Genomic DNA, 25548 nt, shown 5'->3' with positions numbered 1-25548 from the left:
ATCCTTAGAATTTAAAGTTGTAACTCACTGCTGGAACTATACCAAAAATAGAAGTTTTTATGGCTTCATTGCTACCCGTATCAGCGTTTTGTCTGAAATTGATGGAAGCGGCATTTTTTCGATTGTACAAATTGTAAATGCTAAAAACCCATTCGCCTTTCCATTCTCTATTTTTATTTTTGGTTGGTGTTAAAGTGGCAGCAATGTCAAGGTGGTGGTACGCCGGAAGCCGATTTTCATTTCTTAGACCGTAACTAGGGACATTAATTCCTAGGTATTCATATTGTCCAATAGGATACGTTACCGGTTGTCCCGTTTGCAAAGCGAAATTAGCTCCAAAAGACCATTTTTCGTTTAAATTATACGATGTAGTTACCGCAACATTATGCAGTTTGTCATACACTGAATTGTACCATTGCCCGTTGTTGATTCCAGTTTCTATTGGGGTTCTTCCAGGAGTTTGTTGCTCGGATTTAGATAAGGTATAGGAAATCCAGCCATTAAATTTTCCTTCGTTTTTTCGGAACATGATTTCTAAACCATACGATCTTAATTGACCATTTAGGATTATTTGCTCAATCGCTTTGTTGGCAATTAAATTAGCACCATCAATGTAATCCAATCGGTTTTGAACTTCTTTATAATAGGTTTCTACTTCAAGGGAGTACATGTCGTTGTTGAAGTTTTTGAAATAACCCAAGGCGACTTGATCCGCAATTTGTGGTTTAATAAAACGATCACTTGGCGTCCAGACATCAAGCGGAGTAGGCGATGAGGTATTTGAAATTAGTTGTAAATATTGTACCATTCTATTGTAACTTGCTTTGATCGATTGGTCGTCATTGATTTGATACGCCAGTGAAAAACGAGGTTCCAGATAATTAAAGCTTTTCATCACTTTGTTACGGTCGTAGAATTTGGTGCCAATTGGAGTTGCTTTTTCATAAATCTGTAATTCCGAATTAAAGAGCACTGGATTGTCATTTTCATAAATATTCACGGTAGATTGTCCTAAACGGTAAAACATACTGTAACGTAATCCGTAAGATAATGCTATTCTATCGGAGATTTCGTGGTCCGCATTGATGTAAACTGCAGGTTCAAAAGCATATTTTTTATCCAATTGGTCAAAGTTAATTCCGGAGTCCGCATCTGATGGTCTGATGGTTCCGGGATTGAACTCGTAATAGATTCCGTTTAGCCCGTAATTCAATTTGAATTTATCCGAAATATAATTCTTAAAATCGTATTTGATATTATAGTTCTTGATTCCTGAATCCCATTTGAAACCAACAAAATCCAAATCTAAACCGTAATAATAATCGCTGTAAATAAGCGATAAATTCGAAAATAATTTTTCAGAAAACAAGTGGTTCCATCTCAGATTGACCGTTGTATTGCCATAAATGTTCGCAAAACTATCTTTTAAACTAAAAACATCTCTGCCAAAATAACCGGATAAAAACAAACTATTATTTGGGTCTAGTTTATAACTCAACTTGGTGTTTAAATCGTAAAAATAAGCTGAGTTGTCTTTTTGTTCTTCAGAAAGCTTCAGGAATAAATGCGCATAGGAACTACGGCCGCCAATAAGGAACGAACCTTTGTCTTTAACCAATGGTCCTTCGGCCAAAATACGACTAGAAATTAATCCGATTCCACCATTGACATGAAATTCTTTGCTATTACCGTCTTTTTGATAAATATCCAAAACAGAAGACGCTCTTCCGCCATAACGTGCTGGAATTCCGCCTTTGTATAACTTTAAATCTTTGATAGCATCTGGATTAAAAACAGAGAAAAAACCAAAAACATGTGATGAATTAAAGATGGTTGCTTCGTCTAATAAAATCAAATTTTGGTCGGCTCCACCACCACGAACATTGAAACCAGAGGCGCCTTCCCCTGCATTAGTAACTCCAGGAAGTAATAAAATTGATTTTAAAACATCGACTTCTCCCAAAACGACAGGCATTTTTTTAATAGCAGAAATAGAGAGTTTGTTGACACTCATTTCGGGTTTCTTGATGTCAATTTTTGTTTTATTGTCCGTAATGATTACTTCTTGTAAAGCCGTTTCATTGCTAAATAAATTGAAGTTGTTTTTTATATTTTGGTTCAAAGCGATTGATTCTTCAATGGTTTGATAGCCCAAATAGCTTATTTGAACGGTATAGTTTCCTTTTGGTATCGTAATGGAGAAAAATCCGTATTCGTTTGTTGTTACGCCAGTTTTTAGCGCTGGAATCACAACATTGACCCCTATTAAAGTTTCATTGCTACTGGCGTCAATAATAGTTCCGCTTAGCGTGAATTTTTCTTGAGCGAAACCCGAGAGTGCGGACAGTAATACAACTAAAAAGGTAATAATTTTCTTTGGAGTCATTGTTTAAATTTTATCGAAATGAAAAAGTGCAAATTACACTAAATTGAATAGCAATTGTTATATAACAACTGTTAAGGTATTGCTAATATAAAAAAAAAGACAACTGCAAACAGTTGTCTTTTCATTGTAATGTTCTATTTTAAGCAGTTCATTAAGCGATTTTTGCCAATATAGTATTGAAAGTTTCGCTTGGACGCATGGCGCTACTGATTGCTTCAGGATTTGGTTGGTAATGACCACCAATGTCTTGAGGTTTTCCTTGAGCTGCAATTAATTCGGCGTTAATTTTCACTTCGTTTGCTGCAAATTCGGCTGCAATAGGAGTAAAGATCGCTTTTAAAGCGGGTTCTTTATCTTGTGCTGCCAATGCTTCTGCCCAATACATTGCTAAGTAAAAATGAGAACCTCGGTTGTCAATTCCACCTAATTTACGTGCAGGAGATTTATCATTTGCTAAGAATTTCTCTGTTGCAACATCAAGAGTTTCGGCTAAAACAATTGCTTTTGAATTGTTTAAAGTTTGTCCTAAATGTTCTAATGAAGCACCTAATGCCAAGAATTCACCAAGAGAATCCCAACGTAAATATCCTTCTTCACTAAATTGTTCTACGTGTTTTGGAGCTGATCCACCAGCACCAGTTTCAAACAAACCACCACCATTCATTAATGGAACGATAGATAGCATTTTTGCTGATGTTCCCACTTCTAAAATTGGGAATAAGTCAGTTAAATAATCACGTAATACGTTTCCTGTTACAGAAATAGTATCTAGCCCTTTGATGATTCTTTCTAATGTGAAGTTTGTAGCATCTATTGGGTTCAAGATTTGGATATCTAAACCAGTTGTATCGTGATCTTTTAAATATTTAGTCACTTTTTCAATAAGTTCTCTATCGTGTGCTCTATTATTATCCAACCAGAAAATAGCGGGAGTATTAGATAGACGTGCTCTGTTTACGGCTAATTTGACCCAGTCTTGAATTGGAGCATCTTTTGCCTGACACATTCTGAAAATATCTTTGGCTTCAACGGCTTGTTCCATCAAAACGTTCCCGTTTGTATCTACTACACGAACTACTCCGTCAGCAGCTATTTGGAATGTTTTATCATGAGAACCATATTCTTCTGCCTTTTGAGCCATCAAACCTACGTTTGGAACACTTCCCATTGTAGTTGGGTCAAAAGCGCCATGTTTTTTACAAAAATCAATAGTAGCAGTGTAAACACCAGCATAACATCTGTCCGGAATCATGGCTACAGTATCTTGTAGTTTGCCTTCTTTATTGTACATCTGTCCTGAGGTACGAATCATAGCTGGCATAGAAGCATCTACAATAACATCTGAAGGAACGTGAAGATTTGTAATTCCTTTTTCAGAATTTACCATTGCCAATGCTGGACCGTTTTCGATAGCTTGGTTTAATGCCGCTTCGACTTCAGCTTGCATCGGATGTCCTGCGATTTTTGCATATACATCACCCAAACCATTTCTGGTATCAATGTTCAATTCATTAAATAAGGAAGCGTATTTTTCGAAAACAGAGGCGAAATATACTTCTACGATTGCTCCAAAAATAATTGGATCAGAAACTTTCATCATTGTCGCTTTCAAGTGAACTGAAAGTAATACGTTTAATTTTTTTGCCTCAGCAATTGTTTTGGCAACAAACGTTTTTAAGGCGTTCAAGTTCATTACTGAACTATCAATTATTTCACCAACTTTTAGTGGAGTACTTGCTTTCAAAACGGTAGTGGAACCATCCGCAGCAACGAATTCGATTTTTACATCGGTAGCGTCTGCAACAGTAATCGATTTTTCACTTCCGTAAAAGTCACCATTTTCCATAGAAGCTACCTGTGTTTTTGAGTCTGCGCTCCAATCTCCCATTGAATGAGGGTTTGCTTTAGCGTAGTTTTTTACTGCTTTTGGTGCTCTACGGTCAGAGTTTCCTTCACGTAAAACAGGATTTACTGCTGAACCTAATATTTTAGAGTATTTAGCTTTGATGGCTGTCTCCGCTTCGTTTTGTGGTTCTGCTGGGAAGTTTGGTAAATTATAGCCATGAGATTGCAATTCAGCAATAGCAGTTTTTAATTGAGGAACAGATGCCGAAACATTTGGTAATTTTATAATATTAGCTTCTGGAGTGGTTGCTAATTCTCCAAGTTCTAGTAATGCATCCCCTGTTTTTTGATCTTCCGACAAGAACTCTGGGAAATTTGCTAAAATTCTTCCAGCCAAAGAAATGTCTCTAGTTTCAATTTCAATGTCAGAAGTTGATGTAAATGCTTGTACAATAGGTAAAAATGAATACGTTGCCAATAAAGGCGCTTCATCAGTAAGAGTGTAAAAAATTTTTGATTTCTGTGTCATTTTTTTATTTTTATAATCCAATCACGTTAAATGTAGCTTATTTAAGGTATTTCACTTAAAATAAGGCGCACAAATATATGAAAATCAGCTGTAATAGAAGGTGGGTTTTATGTAGAAAAATACGAAAATTAAGATTACTAACTTGTTATTCCTATATTGTTAGTTTTAGAGGTTCAATAATACTAAATTAGGAATTTATAAGGAAAATAGAAACTAAAAAAAAGGTCCCAACAGTGTTGGGACCTTTATAGTAAAGAGATATTTGACTATCTTCTTTTGTCTTTAATCTTAGCTTTTTTACCAGTAAGTTCTCTGAAGTAGAAAATTCTAGCTCTACGAACTGCACCTTTTTTGTTGATTTCAATTTTCTGTAAAGCTGGCAAGTTTACTGGGAAGATACGCTCTACTCCAATTGCACCTGACATTTTACGAATTGTGAAAGTTTCTGTATTAGCAGAACCTCTTCTTTGGATTACAACTCCTTTAAAAAACTGTGTTCTAGTTTTTTCACCCTCTCTAATTTCGTAGAAAACTGTGATAGTATCTCCAGCTGCAAAAACTGGGAATTCTTTTCTTGTTACAAATTCGTCTTGAACGAATTTCATTAAATCTGCCATGATATTTTTTAATTATGGGTTGCATTAAATCAACATTCACGGATCTCGCCAGAGGTTAAACTAATGTGGGCGCAAAAGTACAACTTTTGTTTTAATTTACAACTTTTATTTTAAGTGTTCAGTCTCAGTCTCAGTTTTCAGTAACAATAGACTTCGATTAGAGTAATAGATTAGATTTTACATCCAAATTTATCAGGATTATTGATCATGAAATTTATTAATCGACCAATTTCAATAGTTTTGTTATTCAAATCATTATAAGTTTCAATATCTATATATTCACATTTCAGAGAAAATTCTAGCCAGACATTTGTTTCTGAATTTTCAGCATCACTATCGGTTAATTTACTGATGAAATGATTAATATAGCGTCTTTTCCTATATGCTTCCGCGATGTTAGCAGAAACGCTTCTTGAAGAACGTCGGATTTGATCTGTGAGAGAATACTTTTCTCCTTTTGGAAATGACTTCGATAATTTAAAGATATCCATTGCTAACTGAAACGACTTCTTTAATGCTAATAATTCTTTGAAATCCATTATTGACTTTATTTAGGTTTTTTAGTCTCCGTCTCAATTTTCAGTCTCCGTCTCGGTTTCCAGCCAAAGGTTCAGTCTCAGTTAATAGGGAATGCAGACTACAGTTTTTTATTCGATTTCAAACTGAAAACTGAAAACTGCGACTGAAAACTATTCCTCCAATAAATCGGGTCTTCTGTTCTTCGTGTGCTCGTAGGCCATATCCTCACGCCATTTGTCTATTTTAGCAAAATTCCCTGATGTTAAAACTTCTGGAACTTTCCAGCCGTTGTAATCTGCCGGACGGGTGTATATAGGTCCTGACAATAATCCGTCTTGAAAACTATCCGTCAAAGCTGAGGTTTCGTCACTCAAAACTCCTGGAATCAATCGGATTAATGCATCTGATAATACCAAAGCTCCTAATTCGCCGCCACTCAATACATAATCACCAATTGATATTTCTTTGGTGATAAAATGATCACGTACGCGTTGATCTACACCTTTGTAATGTCCGCAAAGGATAATAATATTTTCATACATCGACATGGTGTTGGCCATTTTTTGGTTCAAGGTTTCCCCATCTGGCGACATATAAATAATTTCATCGTAGGTTCTTTCGCTTTTCAAATGCGTAATGCAAGCGTCAATTGGTTGCACCGTCATCACCATTCCGGCACCACCGCCATAGGGATAATCATCTACACTTTTTTGTCTATTGGTAGTGTAATCGCGCAAGTTATGAAAATGAACTTCTACTAAACCTTTGTCAATAGCACGTTTCATAATCGAAGCTTCAAAAGGACTTCGCAATAATTCAGGGAGAACGGTAACAATATCGATGCGCATAATTTTTCTTAATAAGGTTCTAGGTCGCAAAGGTACAAAGATGCTGCCGTTTTCAAATAACCAAATACCCAATTCAACGATTAAACTTTTCTTTCAGAGCTTTTTGCTTCACACCTTTATTTGTAATCTTTTATGCATTTAAAAACCTAATATTTCCATATTTTCCAGATAAAGTCAACCGCATTGGGGTGATAGGTTTGGTTTTGTCAGACCCATGTAAATTAGTTGAGCACAATTACGATCAAAAATCTACAAAATAAAAAAAATATGGAAATAGTGAGTAAAATTTGAGATTGGCCAGTTGTAGTACAAGCTGTTGACGGTTGCTTTCTGTTTTGGTTAATATTTATAAATGGTTAAAAAATATTTCATAGATGAAAAAATTCAAATTTTTGAAAAGCATTTAGAAGCTAAAAATAGATAAGTAACTGCATACCCCAGCGATTTATAATAAGATTGATTTAAGATGGTTTTGTACTTGTAAAACAGTAATTAACCGAAAATTAAATCTTAATTTAGTCTCCTACCTCGCCAAGCCGTAGGGTATTAGATTAATATTAAAACCAAAGAAAGCGCAACGTATTTCTACGCTGGGCTTTCTTTTTTTAATATGCTGATATGCTATTTCACTTTAGGATTCTCGTTTTTTCTACATGAGCTTACTAAAGAAAACCGCATTCCAAAATAATTTTTCGGTTCCCAACCAGAAAGCTCTGAAATTTGTGTTGTCCGTAAAAATTAAGATATTCCCTTCTCCTTTTCGTATCGCTTGAAACGGTACGGTTTCTTTTAATAATTCCAGTTTTGGTTTCGAAATGTAACCGCTTAGTAATGGACTCTTAGTGTATTGTATCGGGTTACTAAAGCTATTTTTATTGGGTTCAATAAAGATCGATGTATTCCTGAAAATAGGCATTGTATTTCTTGGCATTCCATAATTAATAGGGTGTGACAAATCTAATTTAGTTTCAAATATGGCTCCACCAATCTCTTGTGCCCCTTTGAAATCGCTAGTTTGTTCATAGGTAATCGCTTTGGCTTCGCTTTTACTAGTTTTTAAATTCAACTCAATTAATTTGGCATCATTCAGCCATTTAATGGCATCCTGATAAGCAATTAAAGTTCCTCCATTTTGTATCCATTGTTCTATTTTAGTTAATGTGGCCGCTGAAAGTCCAGCATAATTTCCATTCACCATGATTAAAGTAGTGTAGGCGCTAAGATTTACTTTTTGCAGTTGTTCTACATCTATTTTAGTTAACGGAATCTCTACTTTTTGATCAAATAAATGCCATAATTCTCCTGCATCTGATGGATCAACATTACGTCCCACAACCATGGCTACTTTTGGCATAGTGAGATTGACTAAATTAGGATTTCCTAAATTGGCACCATCGGTAAAGCCTGTTTCTACTGCGGTAACAGCAATAGCATAGTTTGGAATAATTTGGTTGAGGTAAGCATAAATTTCATCCGAACTCAGCGTTTGATTTTGAATAGGCACTAATAAGCTTCCATAAGAAAAAGTTTTCCCGTTGTGTACAAATGGTTTTTTGGTTGTTTTTACGCGCAATCCTTTGGCAAGTAATTGGTATAAAAGTTTAGGAGAATTGTAATCGGTCCATTCAATTAAATAACCCACATCACTTTTTTGATTTACTATTCCGGATTTTAACGAGTTTTCGTAACGCGTTCCAGCCTGTGACAGGGAATTCATCCCTTCGAAATTTAAATTGAAAGCCAAATCAAAATTCCATGCTGAAATGTCATAAAACAAGCTGTCTTTAAACTTGGTTTGTCTATCGAAAATAGCGTGAATCAGCTTTGAATTTTTTTGTTCCATTGGAATAATAACACTCAAGTCTTTACTGAATTTCTTTTTGTTAATCGTGATGTCTTCTTTCAAATGAAGCATTTCAATCTTGTGTTGGCTAAGAATTTTAGTCAGTTCTTTTACTTTAGTGGCATCTTTTTCGTCTCCAAAAACGTAGCCTTTTATTTTATTATTTTTACTTTCGATACTGGAATTAGCAAAAAAATCCTTTTGGTATTTCAACAACTCTTTTCGCATTTCATACGCAGCCTGCAACGTTGATAGGCTGGTAGTAAATTGATTTCTGATGGTAAATGGAAAAGTGATTACTCCGTTTACGCTTTGTTGGGCATGGCCTCTTGAACTCGCTTGTTCGAATAAAATACCTATACCGCCATTAATGTCTGGATAAGTAGATCCTTTACCGTAATAAAAGTCATCAAAACCGTCTTCGACAAAATAAAAACTTCCAATTTTATCCAATGCTTTGGCATGGTAGCCAGCAATTTTTGAAGTAAGTTTTTGGTTTAATTCAGGAGTAAGTGGATTCGTGCGACTTTGAACTCCTGGTTGAAAAAAATAGGTCGAATTAGTCCCCATTTCGTGGAAATCACACAATACGTTAGGCATCCATTTTCTATAAGTTCTAATGCGTGCCTGACTTTCAGGAAGTTGAACAGGAAGCCAGTCTCTGTTCATGTCAAACCAATAATGGTTAAATCGACCACCCGGCCATGCTTCATTGAATTCTCTGTCATTTGGATCGGATACTAAATTTTTACTTTTATGGCTATTTACCCAAGTAGAAAAACGATGCAATCCATCTGGATTTAAACTAGGATCTAATAAAATGACCGTATTGTCTAGTATTTTTTCAAGTTCAGGACTTTCAGATGCTGCAAGATAATAGGCCAAAGCAATTGCAGCACCTGTTCCGCTCGATTCATTGCCATGTATGGAATATCCTAAATAAACTATAATCGGTAAGTCAGATACGTCCTGAACACCTGCATTTGAGTCCGTTAGTGCTAGATGTCTTTTATGTATTTCATCAATTTTTGCTAAATTTTCAGGGCTCGAAATAGTAAGTAACTGAAGCGGACGGTTTTCATAGGTGTAACCGGTTGTTTCTATTTGTACTCTATCTGAGGCTTTTGCAATTGCATTCATAAATTGAACCACTTGGTTGTGATCCGTGTGCATTTCTCCTAATTCAAAATTAAATATGCTTTTTGGAGTTGGAATTTTTTCATTGTATATAGAATTTTTTGGTAAAAAATACTCTAATGTCACCAGCTGCTGTTGCGCATTACAAATGAAGCTAATAAAGAATAAAATGTAATAGATAGATTTCATGAAAAATAAGTTTTTAATGGTGATGGTATTAAAAGTATTAATTGAATCCAAGTTGAATTATCATTTATTCAAAGGTTAAATTTTAAATTACTTTAAATAAGATTTTTTAAAGGCAATAAATGGGACAAAACATCATGGTAATTTATCAAATGTAACATTTTAGCGAATAGGTTCAAATAAATTAATTTCGTAAATTTGCCCTTCAATAAAAATTAAACACAATGGAAAACGGAATATACGCTAAATTCAACACTACAAAAGGTGCTATTTTAGTAAAACTAACACACGATTTGACTCCAGGAACTGTTGGAAACTTCGTAGGATTGGCTGAAGGAAAATTAGAAAATAAAGTTAAACCACAAGGGGTTAAATTTTATGATGGATTAAAATTTCACAGAGTAATTCCTAACTTTATGATTCAAGGAGGTTGTCCTCAAGGAACAGGGACTGGAGATCCAGGGTACAAATTTGATGATGAATTTCACCCAAGTTTAAAACACAACCGTCCGGGAGTTTTAGCAATGGCTAACTCAGGACCTGGAACAAACGGTTCTCAGTTCTACATCACGCACATTCCAACGGACTGGTTGGATAACAAGCATACTGTTTTTGGTCATGTGGTGGAAGGACAAGATATTGTGGATGCTGTTGAACAAGGAGATGTCTTAGAATCTTTAGAAATTATCAGAGAAGGTGAAGACGCTAAAAATTGGAATGCAATTGAAGCATTTATCACATTCAAAGGATCTCGTAACAAACGTGATGCCGCTCTAAAAGCAGAAGTGGAAGCAGCTATGGAAAAATTAGCAGCTGGTTTTGAGAAAACAGAAAGCGGTTTGCGTTACCAATTCATCCAAAGAGGTGAAGGTAAAAAAGCAGAAAGCGGAAAAACAGTGGCTGTTCATTATGAAGGTTCATTAGAGAATGGGAAAGTTTTTGATTCATCATATCCAAGAAAAAAACCAATTGAATTCAGATTGGGTCAAGGTCAGGTTATCGAAGGTTGGGATGAAGGAATTGCCTTGTTGCGAGTAGGCGATAAAGCCCGCTTTGTGATCCCATCTGATTTAGGATATGGATCTCGTGGTGCTGGAGGAGCAATTCCACCTAATGCTACTTTGATTTTTGATGTAGAATTAATGGAAGTAAAATAGTCTAAACTATTCACGGTCTTTATAAAATTAGGAAATCCCAAAACGTGAGTTTTGGGATTTTTTGTTGATTATAGTAAAGCTTTAGCCATTTGAAAGTTTAATACCTATTTATGAATTTAAAAATTCAATTAAATCTTTATTTAATTTGTCTTTTTCGGTGTAAAATAGTCCGTGTGGCGCTCCTTGATAAATAATGAATTTATTGTTCGGAATTAATTTTGCTGCTACTTCAGACGTAATTTCAATATTGACTGTTTTGTCTTCATCCCCATGAATAATCATGGTGGGGACATTTACAGAGGCCATTTCTGAGCGAAAATCAGTAGATGAAAATGACTTGGCACATTCTAAAGTCGCACGAGGCGAAGCAAAGGAACATAACATTCTATAGTAATCTAATAAAGGCGTGCTGATAGGTTTACTGATAGAACTTACCCCAAAAAATGTTTTTCCAAAACTGTCCAGAAAACCAATTCGGTCGGCTTTAATTTGTTCTGCCATTCCATCGTATTTCTCTTGTGGAACTCCGTTAGGATTGGAGTCCGTTTGCAATTGAAAAGGGGTTATTGATGCTATTAGTACTGCTTTTGAAACCCCTTTTCCAGCATGACGGCTGAAATAGCGCACAACTTCTCCACCACCCATTGAAAATCCAACAAGTGCAGCTTGCTCCAAGTCTAAATGTTTGATAATAGTTGCTAAATCATCAGCTAAGGTATCATAATCATAACCGTCCCAAGGTTGAGAAGATTTACCAAAGCCACGACGGTCATACGCAATAACTCTAAAGTTATTTTGAACTAAAGTATCAATTTGGTATTCCCACATTTCATTGGATAAAGGCCATCCATGTATAAGTATGACGGGCTTACCTTGTCCATAATCTTTCACATATAATTTTACATTTGGTGCTGTCTCAATATACATATCTATTCCAGTTCTTGTTTCGTCCTGAATATTTTTTTTATGCAATTGGTCTGTGTTCATCGTATTCGGTTCCATAATCGATAGTATTTACTAGAGTAAATTAATATTAGTTTTGTAAAAATAAACGGATATTATGAAAATAGTTTTATAGAATTAGTGTGAATAGTTGTAAAATTTATAGGTTTGTTATAATGTCCTAATATTTAATAAATTAATTATGGAAAACATCAGCTGGCCGGAATTTGAGAAAGTAGAAATGCGTGTAGGAACGATATTGGAAGTGCATGATTTTCCCGAGGCCAGAAATCCAGCTTATCAGCTTACTATCGATTTTGGTTCTGATCTTGGAATTAGAAAAACATCTGCGCAAATTACGAAAAGATATCAAAAAGAAGATCTACTAAATCGTCAAATCGTAGCCGTGGTTAATTTTCCTAAAAAGCAAATTGGGAAATTCATGAGTGAATGTCTTGTCCTTGGAGCTGTAGGTGTAAACGGAGATGTGATTTTGTTGGCACCTGATTTTAAAATCGAGAACGGATTGCAAATTGGGTAAGTTAAGGCACCAAAGCGCTTTCTTTTTTTACTTCCAATGTTTCATATTTATTATTAATTGCTAAAACAATAACACCAAATAATACGGCAGTTACAATAAGAATGGTGTTCATAATCCCTTCTGTTTCGAACGAAAGTTTGATTAAGATGGTTGAAATTATGAATCCTGAGTTTCGAATAACTCTATTGAATTTATCGGATAGAAAGAAAGAGAATAATAGTAAAAGTACTTCGGTTAGAATTAAAATTGTAAAAAACTTTTCGAAGAAAATCTTGTTGATATCCTTAATGTTGTAGACTATTTCCCGGAGCGAAAAAAAACTTTCATATATCCAGTGTCCTAAACTGTATATTGATAACACGAGAAATATTGGAATGAGTGCAATTGCAAAAATGTTTTTTAGATTGATGAATTTTGTTAATTCTATATTTTTTTGAGTAATGGCTTGATTTATTTCATTTTGTCTGTTGAGCTTATAAAAAAGATAAATAAGGTAAAATAAAATTACAGTTGCTATTATATCTAACGTAAAATTGATATTGGTTTTAACTTCAAACCAATTCGAGTTAATTTCTAATTTAGTTAAGTCTTTGAATATTCTACGAATAATAATTAATGTTATAATTTCATATTGTTTGCCTATGTAGATTGTTGTTGATTTAGGTAAATAATAGACTAAAAGATACACTTCGTATATCAATATAAAGGAAAAAGGAGTATAAATGGCAGAGATTGGATTACTCAACAATTTCGAATAATCATTGACCAAAATAATTTCAAGATCAACCAATGCTATAACAAGCAAATGAAGTAAATAGCTAATTATAGCTACAGATATAAAAAACTTTTCGGTTATTTTCTTTGTCTTTTCAGATAACAGTTTGTCGTAAACAATACCGGTTAATGATTTAGTTTCTGTCATTTGAGTTATATAGATAGTAAACGTAATAAAAAAAGCCTGAAACTCATTTGAATTTCAGGCTTTTAACTTTCGTTTAAGCGTCTTTTAGCTATTAAATATCATCAAAATCGATATCTGTAAAACTAGATGTTTGCGGTAGGATCTCATCATCTGATTTTTCAGAGGCATATTCTTTTTTGAAATCTTTTTGGTGTCTTTCTGATATTACCTCTTCGCCTTTATGGTTCAAAACATAAGAAGTCATATCTCCTAAGATCTCAGCAAAAGCAGCAAAATCCTCCTTGTATAAATAGATTTTATGTTTTTTGAAGTGGAATGAACCATCTTCTTCAGTAAATTTTTTGCTTTCGGTAATGGTAATGTAATAATCATCTGCTTTTGTAGCTCTCACATCAAAGAAATAGGTTCTTCGTCCAGCTCGTAAAACTTTAGAAAATATCTCTTCTTTTTCTAACATGTCATGTTCTCTCATAATCCTTTCTGTCAATTTATGGTTGTTAACTAGTTTCCAAAAATCTACAAAAAATATGTATTACACAACAATTAAAGCATTTCTTTTTCTGAAAGTTGTTTCAAGTATAAAGCGGCGTAATATCCTTCCTGATTTATCAATTGATTATGAGAACCTTGTTGTATAATTTGGCCTTTATCAATGATAATAATTCGGTCTGCGTTTTTAGCCGAAGAAACACGATGACTAACAATAATAGTTGTTTTGTCTTTGCATATTTCGTGTAAGTTGTTTAGTATCTCTTCTTCAGTTTGGGTGTCCACAGCGGATAAGCAATCGTCAAATAGCAAAATGGGAGGATTCTTAATGATAGCTCTCGCGATAGAAACTCTCTGCTTTTGACCACCTGAAAGGGTAATTCCTCTTTCGCCCAAAACTGTTTCATATTGTTTACTGAAGCCCATTATATTATCATGAACAACAGCACTTTTAGCAGCAGATTTTACTTCTTCTTCTGTAGCATTTTCTTTTCCGAACATAATATTGTTCTTGATACTGTCTGAAAATAAAAAGGCATCTTGCGGTACAATTCCAATACTGTTGCGTAAATCAAAAAGATTGATGGTGCTTATTTCATTTTTATCAATATTTATTTTTCCTTCTGAAACATCGTACATTCTTGAAATTAGGGATAAAATGGTAGATTTTCCAGACCCTGTTTTGCCTAGGATAGCTAAAGTTTCTCCCTTTTGTACGGTGAAAGATATGTTTTGAAGTGCTTTGATATTGGTGTCTTCATAGGTGTAACTTACATTTTCAAAAGAAATAGTTCCTTCAATCACCGATTTGTTTTCATTTTTATTTTTTATTTCTGGTTCTATTTTTAGAAATTCATTAAGCCTTTTCTGCGACGCTTCTGCTTCTTGAACCATAGACGAAACCCAACCTAAGGACGCTACTGGCCAAGTAAGCATATTGACATACAAGATAAATTCAGCAATGGTTCCAATGCTTTTAATGGTGCCATCGATATACATTAAACCACCAAAATAAATGACCACTAAGTTACTGATTCCTATTAGAGCCAACATTAATGGACCAAATAAAGACTGTACTTTGGCCAAATTCAAGCTTTTACTTTTGCTTTCATTCGCTAAATTAACCATGTTATTTTGATGTTGATCCTCCAAAGAATATGCTTTTATCACGCGGATTCCAGAGAATATTTCTTGTGAAAAACTGGATACTTTGGATAAATATTGTTGAAAAATGGTGCTTCTAACATTGATTTCTGAGCTTAGCTTGAAAATAGCATACGATAAAAGCGGTAAGGGCAAGAGTGTGTACAATGTTAATGTAGGCGATACATTATACATGTAAACAATAACAATAGCAAAACGGATAACCGTGTTTATGGTATACATTACTGCTGGACCAACGTACATTCTCACTTTTGAAACGTCTTCGCTGATTCGGTTCATTAAATCTCCTGTGCGGTTTTGCTTGTAGAAGTTCTGAGAAAGATTTTCATATTGGCGGAATACTTCATTTTTTAGGTCAAATTCAATATGGCGCGACATTACAATTAGAGTTTGTCGCATCAAAAAAGTAAGGAAACCCGCAATGATCGTTGTGGCAATAATTAGTAAAATATTCGAAATTAATTCTTCATGAATCACGGATTTGGCCACGGTTTTATCTTTGGCGAAAGCTTCAATAACCTTAAAAGACTTGCTGATCAATTTAGGAGTGAACAACATAAAGATTTGAGCTATAATCGTAAAAATAATTCCGAGTAAAAAACTGTATTTGTATTTGACAAAGTATTTATTTAAATAACGTAATTCTTTCATTTTTTAATATATTCTGTGTTGAAATGATTTTATTTTCCGGTTAAAATTTTATTTTTAATAATTTAAAGGCTTAACTTTTAGTTGTAAATCTTGCTAATTTGGTGATTTTTTGACAAAGCATTCGTATATGTTTATATTTTGTGTAAATTTGGATTGTCTTTTTGACAAATTCATAATTTATCACTATTAAAACTTACACTATGAATGCAGCTTTCACAACTGGCAAGGAACTTCAAAAAATGGATCCCGTTTTTGGCCAATTATCATTTGATGATCACGAACAAATTGTATTTTGCAACGACAAAGATACAGGTTTAAAAGCAATTATTGGTATTCATAATTCGGTTATGGGTCCTGCTTTAGGAGGAACACGAATGTATAATTACGCAAACGAATGGGAAGCATTAAATGATGTTTTGCGTCTGTCACGGGGAATGACTTTTAAGGCAGCAATCACAGGATTGAATATTGGTGGAGGTAAAGCAGTTATAATTGGTGATGCCAAAACACAGAAAACACCAGAGCTGATGCGTAAGTTTGGTGAATTTGTACATTCTTTAAGCGGAAGATATATTACTGCTGAAGATGTAGGAATGGAAACCGCAGATATGGATATCGTTAGAGATGTAACGCCGTATGTTACAGGAATTTCTGAATCTAGAGGTGGTTCTGGAAATCCATCTCCAATTACGGCTTATGGAGTGTATTTAGGAATGAAAGCAGCTGCTAAACAACAATTTGGTTCGGATGTTTTAAGCGGTAAGAAAGTATTGGTTCAAGGAATTGGTCACGTTGGTGAAACTTTAGTTGATTATTTAACCAAAGAAGGAGCAATCGTTACTATTGCGGATATCAATGAAGAAAAATTGAATGAAGTAGGAACGAAGTACAATGCAGCAATTTTCAGAGGAGAAGATTTATATACTGCAGACGTAGATATTTATGCGCCTTGTGCCATGGGAGCCACGTTAAATGACGCTACTGTTTATAAAATTAAAGCAAAAGTTATTGCTGGAGCCGCTAACAATCAGTTGGCAGATGAAAATGTGCATGGAGCAATCCTACAAGAAAGAGGCATTTTATATGCTCCTGATTTCTTAATTAATGCGGGTGGAATTATTAATGTTTATGCAGAATTAGCACATTATGACAAAGCTGAAATTATGCGTAAGACGGAAAATATTTATAACACAACTTTAGAGATATTTAATTTTGCTCTTGCTAATAAGCTCACACCGCACCACGCTGCTTTGACGATTGCTCAAAACCGAATCAATCAAAGAAAAGTGGAGAATAGCAAAAAGTAATTTTAACAGTTCCATAATCCGTATTCAGTGGTCATTTTGTCTTGATCGATGCATGCGGATTATGGAATACTTTTAAAATAAGCGATTATATATTTTATTTTAAAAAAGTAAAGACTTATTTTTGCAGGCTAATTAATAAAAGTTCTTACAAGGTGGTAAATAGAAGACACATTCGCGTTAAAGTCATGCAATCCATTTATGCGATGCATCAAAGCGGTTCAGATAATTTAGAAAAAGAAGAGAAATTTCTTTTTTACAGTATCGACAATATTCAAGATTTATACCTAATCATGCTTTCTTCGCTGATTGAGATTTGTAAAACAGAAACGATCTTTTTGCATAAATCAAGTCTGAAGCATCTTGCAACTGCTGAGGAACGTAAGCCCAACGAAAAATTCATCAAAAACAGGATTTTTCAAATTCTTTCCGAAAATAACTCATTAAGTATTGCACTGGAAAACCGTAAAATTAATAATTGGACTTTAAACGACGATTATATTTTATTGCTTTTGAATGCTATAAAAGCAAGTAGTTTGTATGCCGATTACATGAGTAATGCAGTAAATACCTTTGAAGAAGACCGACAATTTATTGTTGATTTGTTTATGGAGGTTATTGTTCCTAATGAAAAATTATACGACTATTTAGAAGATGATAAGTTGACTTGGGTTGATGATATTCCATTAGTAAATACGCACATCATCAAGCAATTGAAAGCGATTAAACCAGGTGAAGATGACAATTTCAGAGTTCCAAAATTGTATAAAGACAATGAAGACAAGGATTTTGTAAAAGACTTGTTCCGAAAAACGGTTTTAAATGAAACTGCATTGGCAAAGGAGTATCTGGATAAAACGCCCAACTGGGACAGCGATAGAATTGCTGAAATTGATACGATTATTCTTAAAATGGCTATTTGTGAATTCTTGAAATTCCCGTCAATTCCCGTCAAAGTTACACTTAATGAATATTTAGAAGTCGCTAAGGAATATTCTACACCAAAAAGTAGTATTTTTATCAATGGAATTTTAGATAATTTAGTAAAAGAGCTGCAAACCAACAAGAGAATCATCAAAGCTGGTCGTGGTTTAATGTAATAATTAACAAATAAAAAGAGAATTAAAATTATGGAACAATTAACTCAATTTGCACCGTTTATATTAATGTTTGTGGTGATCTACTTCTTTATGATCAGACCACAACAAAAAAGAGCTAAAAACGAAAAAGAATTTGAAAGTGCGTTAAAAGTAGGTGACAAAATCATTACTAAAAGCGGTCTTCACGGAAAAGTTTCGGAATTAGCGGATACAACTGTTGTTGTAGAAACGATGTCAGGAAAATTAAAAATGGAGCGCTCTGCAATCTCTATGGAAATGAGTGCTGCATTGAACAAAAAATAATTCACTCCTTCTTATCAGTATAAAAGTCCCAACCCGATTTTCGGTTTGGGACTTTTTTTATGTAAAAAACAATCCTATTATTTCTTATTCTTTTTATTCTTTTTCGCTTTTTTAGATTTTGCCTTGGCTTTTTTTGCTTTTATCTTGGCTTTAACTTTTGCTTTCTTCGCTTTGTCTTTTTTAGCTTTTTTTGCCTTTTTAGCTTTCGCTTTCGCTTTTTCTTTTGCATCGGCTTTTTTAGCCTTTTTCTTGTCTTTATCTTTCATTTTGACTGTCTTTTTAGTGGTTTTTTTCTTGTCTTTTTTTTCTGCTACAACAGGAGTACTAGTGTCGCTTTCAACCGCGATAGTTATCGTTTCTTCAATGATTTCTGTTGTGATGGTCTCGTCTGCAGGTTCCGTAATCGCTACAGGCTCGTCTTTAACTTTGATTACGGGTGTTCTTTTGGCTCTAACCGGCTTTTTAATCTCCGGTTTTGATTCAGATGGTTTTGTTTTTTCCTCTTCGTTTTGTTGTATCATAGTTTATATTGTTAGTTTAACACTTTGTTTAAGTATGTTAGATATTCTTAATAATGTTATTAAATTGTTGTGTTATTGTAAGTAAATATAGTGATTTAAAACATAATGCAATGTTAAGCTTTTCATAGAATAGCTTTTTTTGTTTAAGTAAATCAATTATTTTGGAAACCATGGCATCTGAATTAAAAGTGTAAAACAAGGTTTTAATTTTGTTTTTTTAAATAAAATTCAATGAAACTGATGCTTGCACGTTGGCTTATTAAAACAATAAAGCCCCACTCTGAATTTCAGAAATGGGGCTTTGTTTTACAGTAACAATCGTTTAAACTTATGTTTTAAAGTAATACAGGTACGGCATTAAAGTAATAATTTTATCCTATCAACAGGTTAACTAAGTACTAAGAATAAAACAATGACGTATTTTTTTTTACCATATAAGTCATTGAAGTTTCATTTGTGTAAGACTGATAGCTTAAGCAATAATAAGGTCATTTAAGGTTTAATGCTTACATGACTTTTTATGTTAAATAGTATTTCACTCCTTTTATAGTACAGCAATAAATAAGTCCAACTACTTAGTACTATTCCAATATTTTATTTTCTTGCACTATTTTCTATAGCGGTTAATTCAGCTATTTTAACGATTACTTCTACTGCTTTTTGCATGCTTTCTGCAGGAACATATTCGTATTTTCCGTGAAAATTATGGCCACCTGCAAAAATATTTGGGCAAGGCAATCCTTTGTAGGATAATTGAGAACCGTCTGTTCCACCACGAATAGGTTTAATTAATGGTTTTATTCCAATTTCTTTCATTGCTTTCTCAGCAATATCTACAATATGTTTCACAGGTAAAACCTTTTCTTTCATGTTGTAATATTGATCTTTTATTTCGGCTGTAACGATATCTTCACCAAACTGTTTAGCAAATTTCTTATTTATTTTTCTAGTTATTTTTTCTATTAGCTCTTTGCGTTTTTCAAATTTTTTCTTGTTGTGATCGCGAATGATTAATTCCAAAACGGTTTCTTCAATACTTCCTGTTAAGTGATGAACGTGAAAAAAACCTTCATATCCTTTTGTTTCTTGTGGAGTCTCTCCATGAGGAAGTTCATTGATGAAATCATTAGCGATCAGCATGGAATTGATCATTTTACCTTTGGCATAGCCAGGATGCACGCTTTTTCCTTTGAAAGTTACTTTGGCGCCAGCTGCATTAAAATTTTCGTATTCTAGTTCTCCTACTTGGCTACCATCCATAGTATAGGCCCAATCAGCTCCAAATTTAGCTACATCAAAATGATGGGCACCACGGCCAATTTCTTCATCTGGTGTAAAGCCAACTCTGATTTTTCCGTGTTTGATTTCTGGATTATTAATAAGAAATTCCATTGCCGTAACAATTTCTGTAATACCGGCTTTGTCATCGGCACCTAATAATGTAGTTCCGTCAGTGGTAATCAACGTTTGTCCTTTGTAAAGCAATAAATCTTTGAAATAACTAGGCGATAAAACAATATTTTTATCGGCATTTAATACGATGTCTTTACCATCGTAATTTGGTACAATTTGTGGTTTTATATTTGCTCCGCAAAAATCAGGTGACGTGTCAAAATGAGAAATAAATCCAATCGTTGGTACCTCGTGCTCCACATTACTTGGTAGTGTAGCCATGATATAAGATTTATCATCTATTGTAACATCCTGCATTCCAATATTCTTCAATTCCTCAACTAGTTTATGAGCTAAATCCCATTGTTTTGTGGTACTTGGAGTTGTTTCTGAATTCGCATCGGATTCCGTATCTATAATTACGTAACTGATGAAACGATCGATGATATGTTGCATGGATTTTTATATGTTTAATTCAAGCAAATATATAAAAATGGAAAGGATAAGAATGTTTATAAAAGTATAATTTATTAATTGTTTCCAAACATATTATAGGGATCGTAGGGAGAGGCGCTCACTTCTATAGTATCGATCGTGCCATTTTGATCGATGTCATTTTTAAAGGAAAAAGTAAAATTAGCGGCTGTTAATGCGATCACTTTGTAAGTCAAAACAACTTGATTTCCGATATAGAAATAGAGTGTATCCTTTTTTATTTTCCAGTCCAATGTAGCACTGTTGTTCGTGCAATAATCATTTGTAAAAGTGGTTTCAATAAATTGATAAGCTTGTCCAGGTCTATTTAGAAAACCAAAAAAATCATTATTACAATTTGGATTATGCTCGTAATTATAATAGGTTCCGTTTATTTTCAAAACGTCATACCGCCACCCTTTTAATAGTAAATTGACATTGAATGTAGGTTGGTCAATTGATCCTATTTCTTCATCGTCATTTGAGCAAGAAATAGTTAACAGAATTAGCGCAAGCACAATTATTTTTTTCAAGTGATTTATTTTTGTGGTGATTGTACAAAAATAGCTTTTATTGTAAGTAATTGTTAAAATGTATGTAGCAAAACAGCAACTATTTTCTATTTTTGCACCACACAACTAACTACTCATGTATAAATTACTGATTCGCCCCATACTTTTTAGCTTTGATCCTGAAAAAGTACACTATTTTACTTTTTCATTGATTCGCTTTGTATCAAAAATACCAGGTTTTCCGGCACTTTTTAAATCCCTTTATGAAGTAAAGGATTCTCGACTAGAGACGGAAGTTTTTGGATTAAAATTTAAAAATCCAGTAGGATTAGCGGCAGGTTTTGATAAAGATGCAAAATTGTATAAAGAACTATCGAATTTTGGTTTTGGTTTTATCGAAATAGGAACACTCACGCCAAAAGGGCAGGATGGAAATCCTAAGAAACGCTTGTTCCGCCTAAGGGAGGACAATGCAATAATCAATAGAATGGGCTTTAATAATGGAGGTGTTCATGAAGCGGTGGCACTTTTAAAGAAAAACACAAACGTTTTAATAGGGGGTAATATTGGAAAAAACAAACTGACGCCAAATGAGGAAGCCACGTCAGATTATGAAATCTGTTTTGAGGCGTTATATGATTATGTTGATTATTTTGTGGTTAATGTGAGTTCGCCTAATACACCTAATCTTCGTGCTTTGCAGGATAAAGAACCGCTGACACAGTTGCTGCAAACACTGCAAAATAAGAATTTGGCAAAGCCAAAACAAAAGCCAATTTTACTGAAAATCGCACCTGATTTAACGGATGAGCAGTTACTAGATATTATTGATATCGTAAACGAAACTAAAATAGCAGGCGTTATCGCTACCAATACTACTATTTCCAGAGAAGGTTTACAGTCCGAAAATAAAGTTGAAATGGGCGGATTGTCAGGGAAGCCGTTAGCAAAACGTTCTACTGAAGTGATTCGGTTTTTATCCCAAAAAAGCAATCGATCTTTTCCAATCATTGGAGTAGGAGGAATTCATTCTGCGGCTGATGCCCTAGAGAAATTAGATGCTGGAGCAAGTTTGGTACAATTGTACACTGGTTTTATTTACGAAGGACCTGCTTTGGTAAAAGCCATAAATAAAGAAATTTTAAAAAGATTGTAGTTTTTAAATCGTACTAAAATACAGCACAACATCAATTTTTCTGAAATTTGAAACCATAATTTTAAATTCCTAATTGTTTTTCTATCTTTGGCTGTCTATGGAAGCAATAAAAATTATAGAATGTCCACGTGATGCCATGCAAGGTATAAAACCATTTATTCCTACGAAAAAAAAAGTGGCTTATATTCAGTCTTTGTTGCGTGTAGGTTTTGACAGTATTGATTTTGGGAGTTTTGTTTCGCCTAAAGCGATTCCGCAAATGCAAGATACAGCCGAAGTTTTGGCACAACTTGATCTGTCTCAAACCCAAAGCAAATTACTAGCAATTATTGCTAATACACAAGGCGCGACTCTAGCCTCTGTTCATCCCGAAATACAATATCTAGGTTTTCCATTTTCGATTTCTGAAAATTTCCAAATGCGGAATACGCACAAAACTATAGCCGAATCCTTAATCACGCTTCAGGAGATCCTTGAAATTGCAGATAAAAGCAATAAAGAGGTAGTGGCTTATCTATCTATGGGGTTTGGTAATCCGTATGGAGATCCATGGAGCATGGAAATTGTTGGGGAGTGGACCCGGAAATTAGCAACGATGGGTGTTAAGATTCTGTCGCTCTCGGATACAGTGGGAAGTTCAACTCCTGAGGTAATTTCGTATTTGTTTTCCAATTTAATTCCCAAGTATCCTGAAATAGAATTTGGAGCTCATTTACATACCACTCCAGATAAATGGTTTGAGAAAATTGATGCAGCTTATAAAGCGGGATGCCGTCGTTTTGATGGCGCTATCCAGGGTTTTGGTGGCTGTCCAATGGCGACTGATAATCTCACAGGTAATATGCCTACGGAGAAATTGTTATCCTATTTTACTGCACAAAAGGAGTTTACTAATTTGAGTCCAATGAGTTTTGAAAGTGCTTACAATGAAGCTTCTAAATTGTTTGGAGAATATCATTAAAAATAACATCCTGTTATTTACAAACATCAATTACTTCAGAAATAATAAATTTAGGATTGGTTCGTTAGTAATACTGTTCTCTAAATTTCACCATTAAATTACCTTATTATGAAATTTCGGACTTTCAATAAAGTTTTAGGAATGCTACTGTTGTTTCTTTCATTTTCCTGCGCAAGTGATTTAGATTTTAATCAGGTGAATGATGTAAAAATAGAACCGGTAGTGGTGACTAATTTAGCTTATTTTAATGTACTTGCAAATCAATTTGTCACCAATGGAGTAGAGCAAAATGTAATTTTTGATGCGCCAACGGTTGATATATTCAACGGCTCTTTCTTTAGACAGCGATTAAAAAAAGTGGAACTTTTCTTTGAAATGGAAAACACAATAAATAGAGGGTATTCAGTAGATTTAGTATTTTTAGATAGAAACAATCAATCGGTTCACGCTATTAATTTGTTTATTCCGCCGTATTCAGGTGTAGAAAATAAAGTAACCAAAACAGAAGTGTTTGAAAATACCCAACTTGATCTATTAAAAAGAACTACACGAATTGCGTTCACAATGACCATGCTACCGGGTGCAGCATTAAGCGAAAGTAGTACCGGTAGTTTAAAATTGCGTTCAGGTGTAACCGCTTATTTAGTAATAGAATGAAAAAAATAGTGTGGGTTTTAGTTCTAATGCTAACGATAAATTGCTTTTCACAAAACAAACAAATATTATATAATTTCACTTCGGTTCCGCAGTCATTACTGACTAATCCTGGTGCTGATTTTAAATATAATTTTTATTTTGGGATTCCTCTCTTGTCTGGAATTTCTGCAAATGTAGGTTCCAGTGGGTTTTCAGCTTATGATTTATTTGCGGATAATGGTATCGATTTTAATGTAAAATTGCGAAATGTTGTGTTTTCTACTACAAGAAAAGACAGGTTGGCGATAAACGAGCAAATAGAAGTTTTTAACGGTGGTTTTAAAATTGCTGGGGAAGAAAGTGATTCCTTTATTTCGTTTGGTATGTATCAGGAATTTGATGCATTGAGTTATGTTCCTAAAGATTTAGCCATTTTAGCTTTAGACGGGAACAGAGACTATTTGGGTAAAGTTTTTGATTTAGGAGATTTAAATGTAAAAGCTGAAATGCTATCCGTTTTTCATGTAGGATTCCATAAGAACATTAATAAAAACTTTATTTTAGGTGTACGGGGAAAGATTTATTCAAGTATTTATAATGTTAATTCTACAAATAACTCTGGTTATATTTACACTAATCCATCCTCAACCGGAGTCTACGAACAGATGATTTATTCTCAATTGCAACTCAATACATCTGGCATTGCAAAATATGACGACGATAATTATGAACCTAATATAGTGAAAGACATCATCAAAAGGGCTTTTCTGGGTGGTAATTTAGGTTTGGGATTTGATGCTGGTTTTACCTATTATCCAAAGAAAAATGTACAGCTTACAGCAAGTATCATAGATGTTGGTTTTATTAAGCACAGCAAAGAAGTGGAAAGTTTAACTTATAAAGGAACGTATGAATACAAGGGTGTAATTCCGAAATTCGGTTCTGGTGAATCTGTTGAGAACGGTTTTCAAGATTTTAAAGACGCTATTCCTTTGGACACTTTATATGCAGATTATACCACTTGGCGCCCGGCCAAATTCAATTCTTCCGTTCAGTTTTCATTTGATGAAGAGAGACCAGAGGACTGTAATTGTTTGGATTATAATCCCGAAACGATATATAAAAGTGCGGTTGGAGCTCAGTTATTTGTGATGTCTACCCCAAGAACACCATTGGTTGCCTTTACTACTTTTTACCGAAGAAAGATTTTCAAGTCATTGCAAATGAAGGCAACATATACTTTAGATTCGTATTCCTACAAGAACATAGGTTTGGGATTATCTAGCAATTTTGGACCCGTAAATTTCTATGTTCTTGCTGACAATCTTTTGGAATACAGAGATGTTACCAAGGCGAACAGTCTTTCTTTTCAACTGGGACTAAATATCATCTTTAAGAATAGAAAAAAATAAA

General features: G+C 34.1%; 22 protein-coding genes. 9 read left to right on the top strand and 13 right to left on the bottom strand.

From position 1 onward, the window contains the following. Positions 1 to 4 precede the first annotated feature (4 nt). The 6 genes from E0F91_RS04305 to E0F91_RS04280 form a co-directional block, all read right to left on the bottom strand. Entirely contained in the window at positions 5 to 2386 is a 2382-nt protein-coding gene (locus E0F91_RS04305) for a TonB-dependent receptor (RefSeq protein WP_132065119.1), read from the bottom strand. A gap of 151 nt (positions 2387 to 2537) precedes the next feature. Beyond that, positions 2538 to 4760 carry an NADP-dependent isocitrate dehydrogenase gene (locus tag E0F91_RS04300; protein ID WP_132065118.1) on the bottom strand — a complete coding sequence of 741 codons (2223 nt, stop codon included), beginning with the start codon at positions 4758 to 4760 and terminating at the stop codon, positions 2538 to 2540. Positions 4761 to 5026: 266 nt separating this feature from the next. After that, positions 5027 to 5377 (bottom strand): 50S ribosomal protein L19, encoded by a 351-nt coding sequence (rplS, locus tag E0F91_RS04295; RefSeq protein WP_091257111.1) that lies wholly within the window; start codon positions 5375 to 5377, stop codon positions 5027 to 5029. 170 nt (positions 5378 to 5547) lie between these two features. Further along, on the bottom strand, positions 5548 to 5916 hold the full coding sequence (locus E0F91_RS04290) for a four helix bundle protein (protein WP_132065117.1): 369 nt from the start codon (positions 5914 to 5916) through the stop codon (positions 5548 to 5550). A gap of 150 nt (positions 5917 to 6066) precedes the next feature. Further along, entirely contained in the window at positions 6067 to 6744 is a 678-nt protein-coding gene (gene trmD, locus E0F91_RS04285; RefSeq protein WP_074723946.1) for a tRNA (guanosine(37)-N1)-methyltransferase TrmD, read from the bottom strand. A 649-nt stretch (positions 6745 to 7393) separates the two neighbouring features. Then, positions 7394 to 9913, bottom strand: coding sequence for a M14 family zinc carboxypeptidase (locus E0F91_RS04280; protein ID WP_132065116.1), 2520 nt, complete (start codon positions 9911 to 9913; stop codon positions 7394 to 7396). Positions 9914 to 10134: 221 nt separating this feature from the next. On the opposite strand from E0F91_RS04280, the gene E0F91_RS04275 reads away from it, so the two are divergent. Then, positions 10135 to 11067: a peptidylprolyl isomerase gene (locus E0F91_RS04275; RefSeq protein ID WP_132065115.1), complete on the top strand. Its 933-nt coding sequence runs from the start codon at positions 10135 to 10137 to the stop codon at positions 11065 to 11067. A gap of 108 nt (positions 11068 to 11175) precedes the next feature. Here E0F91_RS04275 and E0F91_RS04270 read toward each other — a convergent pair whose 3' ends face one another. Next, the gene (locus E0F91_RS04270; protein ID WP_132065114.1) at positions 11176 to 12069 is read right to left on the bottom strand and encodes an alpha/beta fold hydrolase; all 894 of its coding nucleotides are present in this window, start codon (positions 12067 to 12069) and stop codon (positions 11176 to 11178) included. 142 nt (positions 12070 to 12211) lie between these two features. Between E0F91_RS04270 and E0F91_RS04265 the strand changes: the two genes are divergently transcribed. After that, positions 12212 to 12550 carry a tRNA-binding protein gene (locus tag E0F91_RS04265; RefSeq protein WP_132065113.1) on the top strand — a complete coding sequence of 113 codons (339 nt, stop codon included), beginning with the start codon at positions 12212 to 12214 and terminating at the stop codon, positions 12548 to 12550. A gap of 1 nt (position 12551) precedes the next feature. Here the strand turns inward: E0F91_RS04265 and E0F91_RS04260 are convergent, their stop codons facing one another. The 3 genes from E0F91_RS04260 to E0F91_RS04250 all read right to left on the bottom strand — a co-directional run bounded on the left by E0F91_RS04260 (position 12552) and on the right by E0F91_RS04250 (position 15776). Then, positions 12552 to 13472 carry a hypothetical protein gene (locus E0F91_RS04260; protein WP_132065112.1) on the bottom strand — a complete coding sequence of 307 codons (921 nt, stop codon included), beginning with the start codon at positions 13470 to 13472 and terminating at the stop codon, positions 12552 to 12554. 91 nt (positions 13473 to 13563) lie between these two features. Beyond that, a complete protein-coding gene (locus E0F91_RS04255; RefSeq protein WP_073351593.1) occupies positions 13564 to 13944 on the bottom strand; it encodes a PUR family DNA/RNA-binding protein in 381 nt (126 codons plus the stop codon). A gap of 71 nt (positions 13945 to 14015) precedes the next feature. Beyond that, entirely contained in the window at positions 14016 to 15776 is a 1761-nt protein-coding gene (locus E0F91_RS04250; RefSeq protein WP_132065111.1) for an ABC transporter ATP-binding protein, read from the bottom strand. Between the two features lie 200 nt (positions 15777 to 15976). Here E0F91_RS04250 and E0F91_RS04245 point away from each other — a divergent pair, with 200 nt between their 5' ends. The 3 genes from E0F91_RS04245 (at position 15977) to yajC (ending at position 18483) form a co-directional block, all read left to right on the top strand. Next, positions 15977 to 17083, top strand: coding sequence for a Glu/Leu/Phe/Val family dehydrogenase (locus E0F91_RS04245; protein WP_132065110.1), 1107 nt, complete (start codon positions 15977 to 15979; stop codon positions 17081 to 17083). A 185-nt stretch (positions 17084 to 17268) separates the two neighbouring features. Next, positions 17269 to 18180: a transcription antitermination factor NusB gene (nusB, locus tag E0F91_RS04240; protein WP_132065146.1), complete on the top strand. Its 912-nt coding sequence runs from the start codon at positions 17269 to 17271 to the stop codon at positions 18178 to 18180. A 30-nt stretch (positions 18181 to 18210) separates the two neighbouring features. Beyond that, a complete protein-coding gene (yajC, locus tag E0F91_RS04235) occupies positions 18211 to 18483 on the top strand; it encodes a preprotein translocase subunit YajC (protein WP_132065109.1) in 273 nt (90 codons plus the stop codon). Between the two features lie 77 nt (positions 18484 to 18560). Here yajC and E0F91_RS04230 read toward each other — a convergent pair whose 3' ends face one another. The 3 genes from E0F91_RS04230 to E0F91_RS04220 form a co-directional block, all read right to left on the bottom strand. Continuing rightward, positions 18561 to 19004 (bottom strand): hypothetical protein, encoded by a 444-nt coding sequence (locus E0F91_RS04230; protein WP_132065108.1) that lies wholly within the window; start codon positions 19002 to 19004, stop codon positions 18561 to 18563. A 594-nt stretch (positions 19005 to 19598) separates the two neighbouring features. After that, entirely contained in the window at positions 19599 to 20852 is a 1254-nt protein-coding gene (pepT, locus tag E0F91_RS04225) for a peptidase T (protein WP_132065107.1), read from the bottom strand. A gap of 74 nt (positions 20853 to 20926) precedes the next feature. Continuing rightward, positions 20927 to 21403 carry a hypothetical protein gene (locus E0F91_RS04220; RefSeq protein ID WP_132065106.1) on the bottom strand — a complete coding sequence of 159 codons (477 nt, stop codon included), beginning with the start codon at positions 21401 to 21403 and terminating at the stop codon, positions 20927 to 20929. A gap of 115 nt (positions 21404 to 21518) precedes the next feature. On the opposite strand from E0F91_RS04220, the gene E0F91_RS04215 reads away from it, so the two are divergent. The 4 genes from E0F91_RS04215 to E0F91_RS04200 all read left to right on the top strand — a co-directional run bounded on the left by E0F91_RS04215 (position 21519) and on the right by E0F91_RS04200 (position 25547). Beyond that, positions 21519 to 22538, top strand: coding sequence for a quinone-dependent dihydroorotate dehydrogenase (locus tag E0F91_RS04215; protein ID WP_132065105.1), 1020 nt, complete (start codon positions 21519 to 21521; stop codon positions 22536 to 22538). Between the two features lie 97 nt (positions 22539 to 22635). Beyond that, positions 22636 to 23499 carry a hydroxymethylglutaryl-CoA lyase gene (locus E0F91_RS04210; protein ID WP_132065104.1) on the top strand — a complete coding sequence of 288 codons (864 nt, stop codon included), beginning with the start codon at positions 22636 to 22638 and terminating at the stop codon, positions 23497 to 23499. A gap of 108 nt (positions 23500 to 23607) precedes the next feature. Continuing rightward, positions 23608 to 24156 carry a hypothetical protein gene (locus E0F91_RS04205; RefSeq protein ID WP_132065103.1) on the top strand — a complete coding sequence of 183 codons (549 nt, stop codon included), beginning with the start codon at positions 23608 to 23610 and terminating at the stop codon, positions 24154 to 24156. Further along, on the top strand, positions 24153 to 25547 hold the full coding sequence (locus E0F91_RS04200; protein WP_132065102.1) for a DUF5723 family protein: 1395 nt from the start codon (positions 24153 to 24155) through the stop codon (positions 25545 to 25547). Before E0F91_RS04205 ends, E0F91_RS04200 begins: the two co-directional genes overlap by 4 nt. The last annotated feature ends 1 nt before the right edge of the window (position 25548 follow it).

Source organism: Flavobacterium sandaracinum, assembly GCF_004349135.1.
GTDB classification, from domain to species: domain Bacteria; phylum Bacteroidota; class Bacteroidia; order Flavobacteriales; family Flavobacteriaceae; genus Flavobacterium; species Flavobacterium sandaracinum.
The sequence above is the reverse complement of the archived record's forward strand: the minus strand, read 5'-3'. Positions and strand labels throughout refer to the sequence as shown.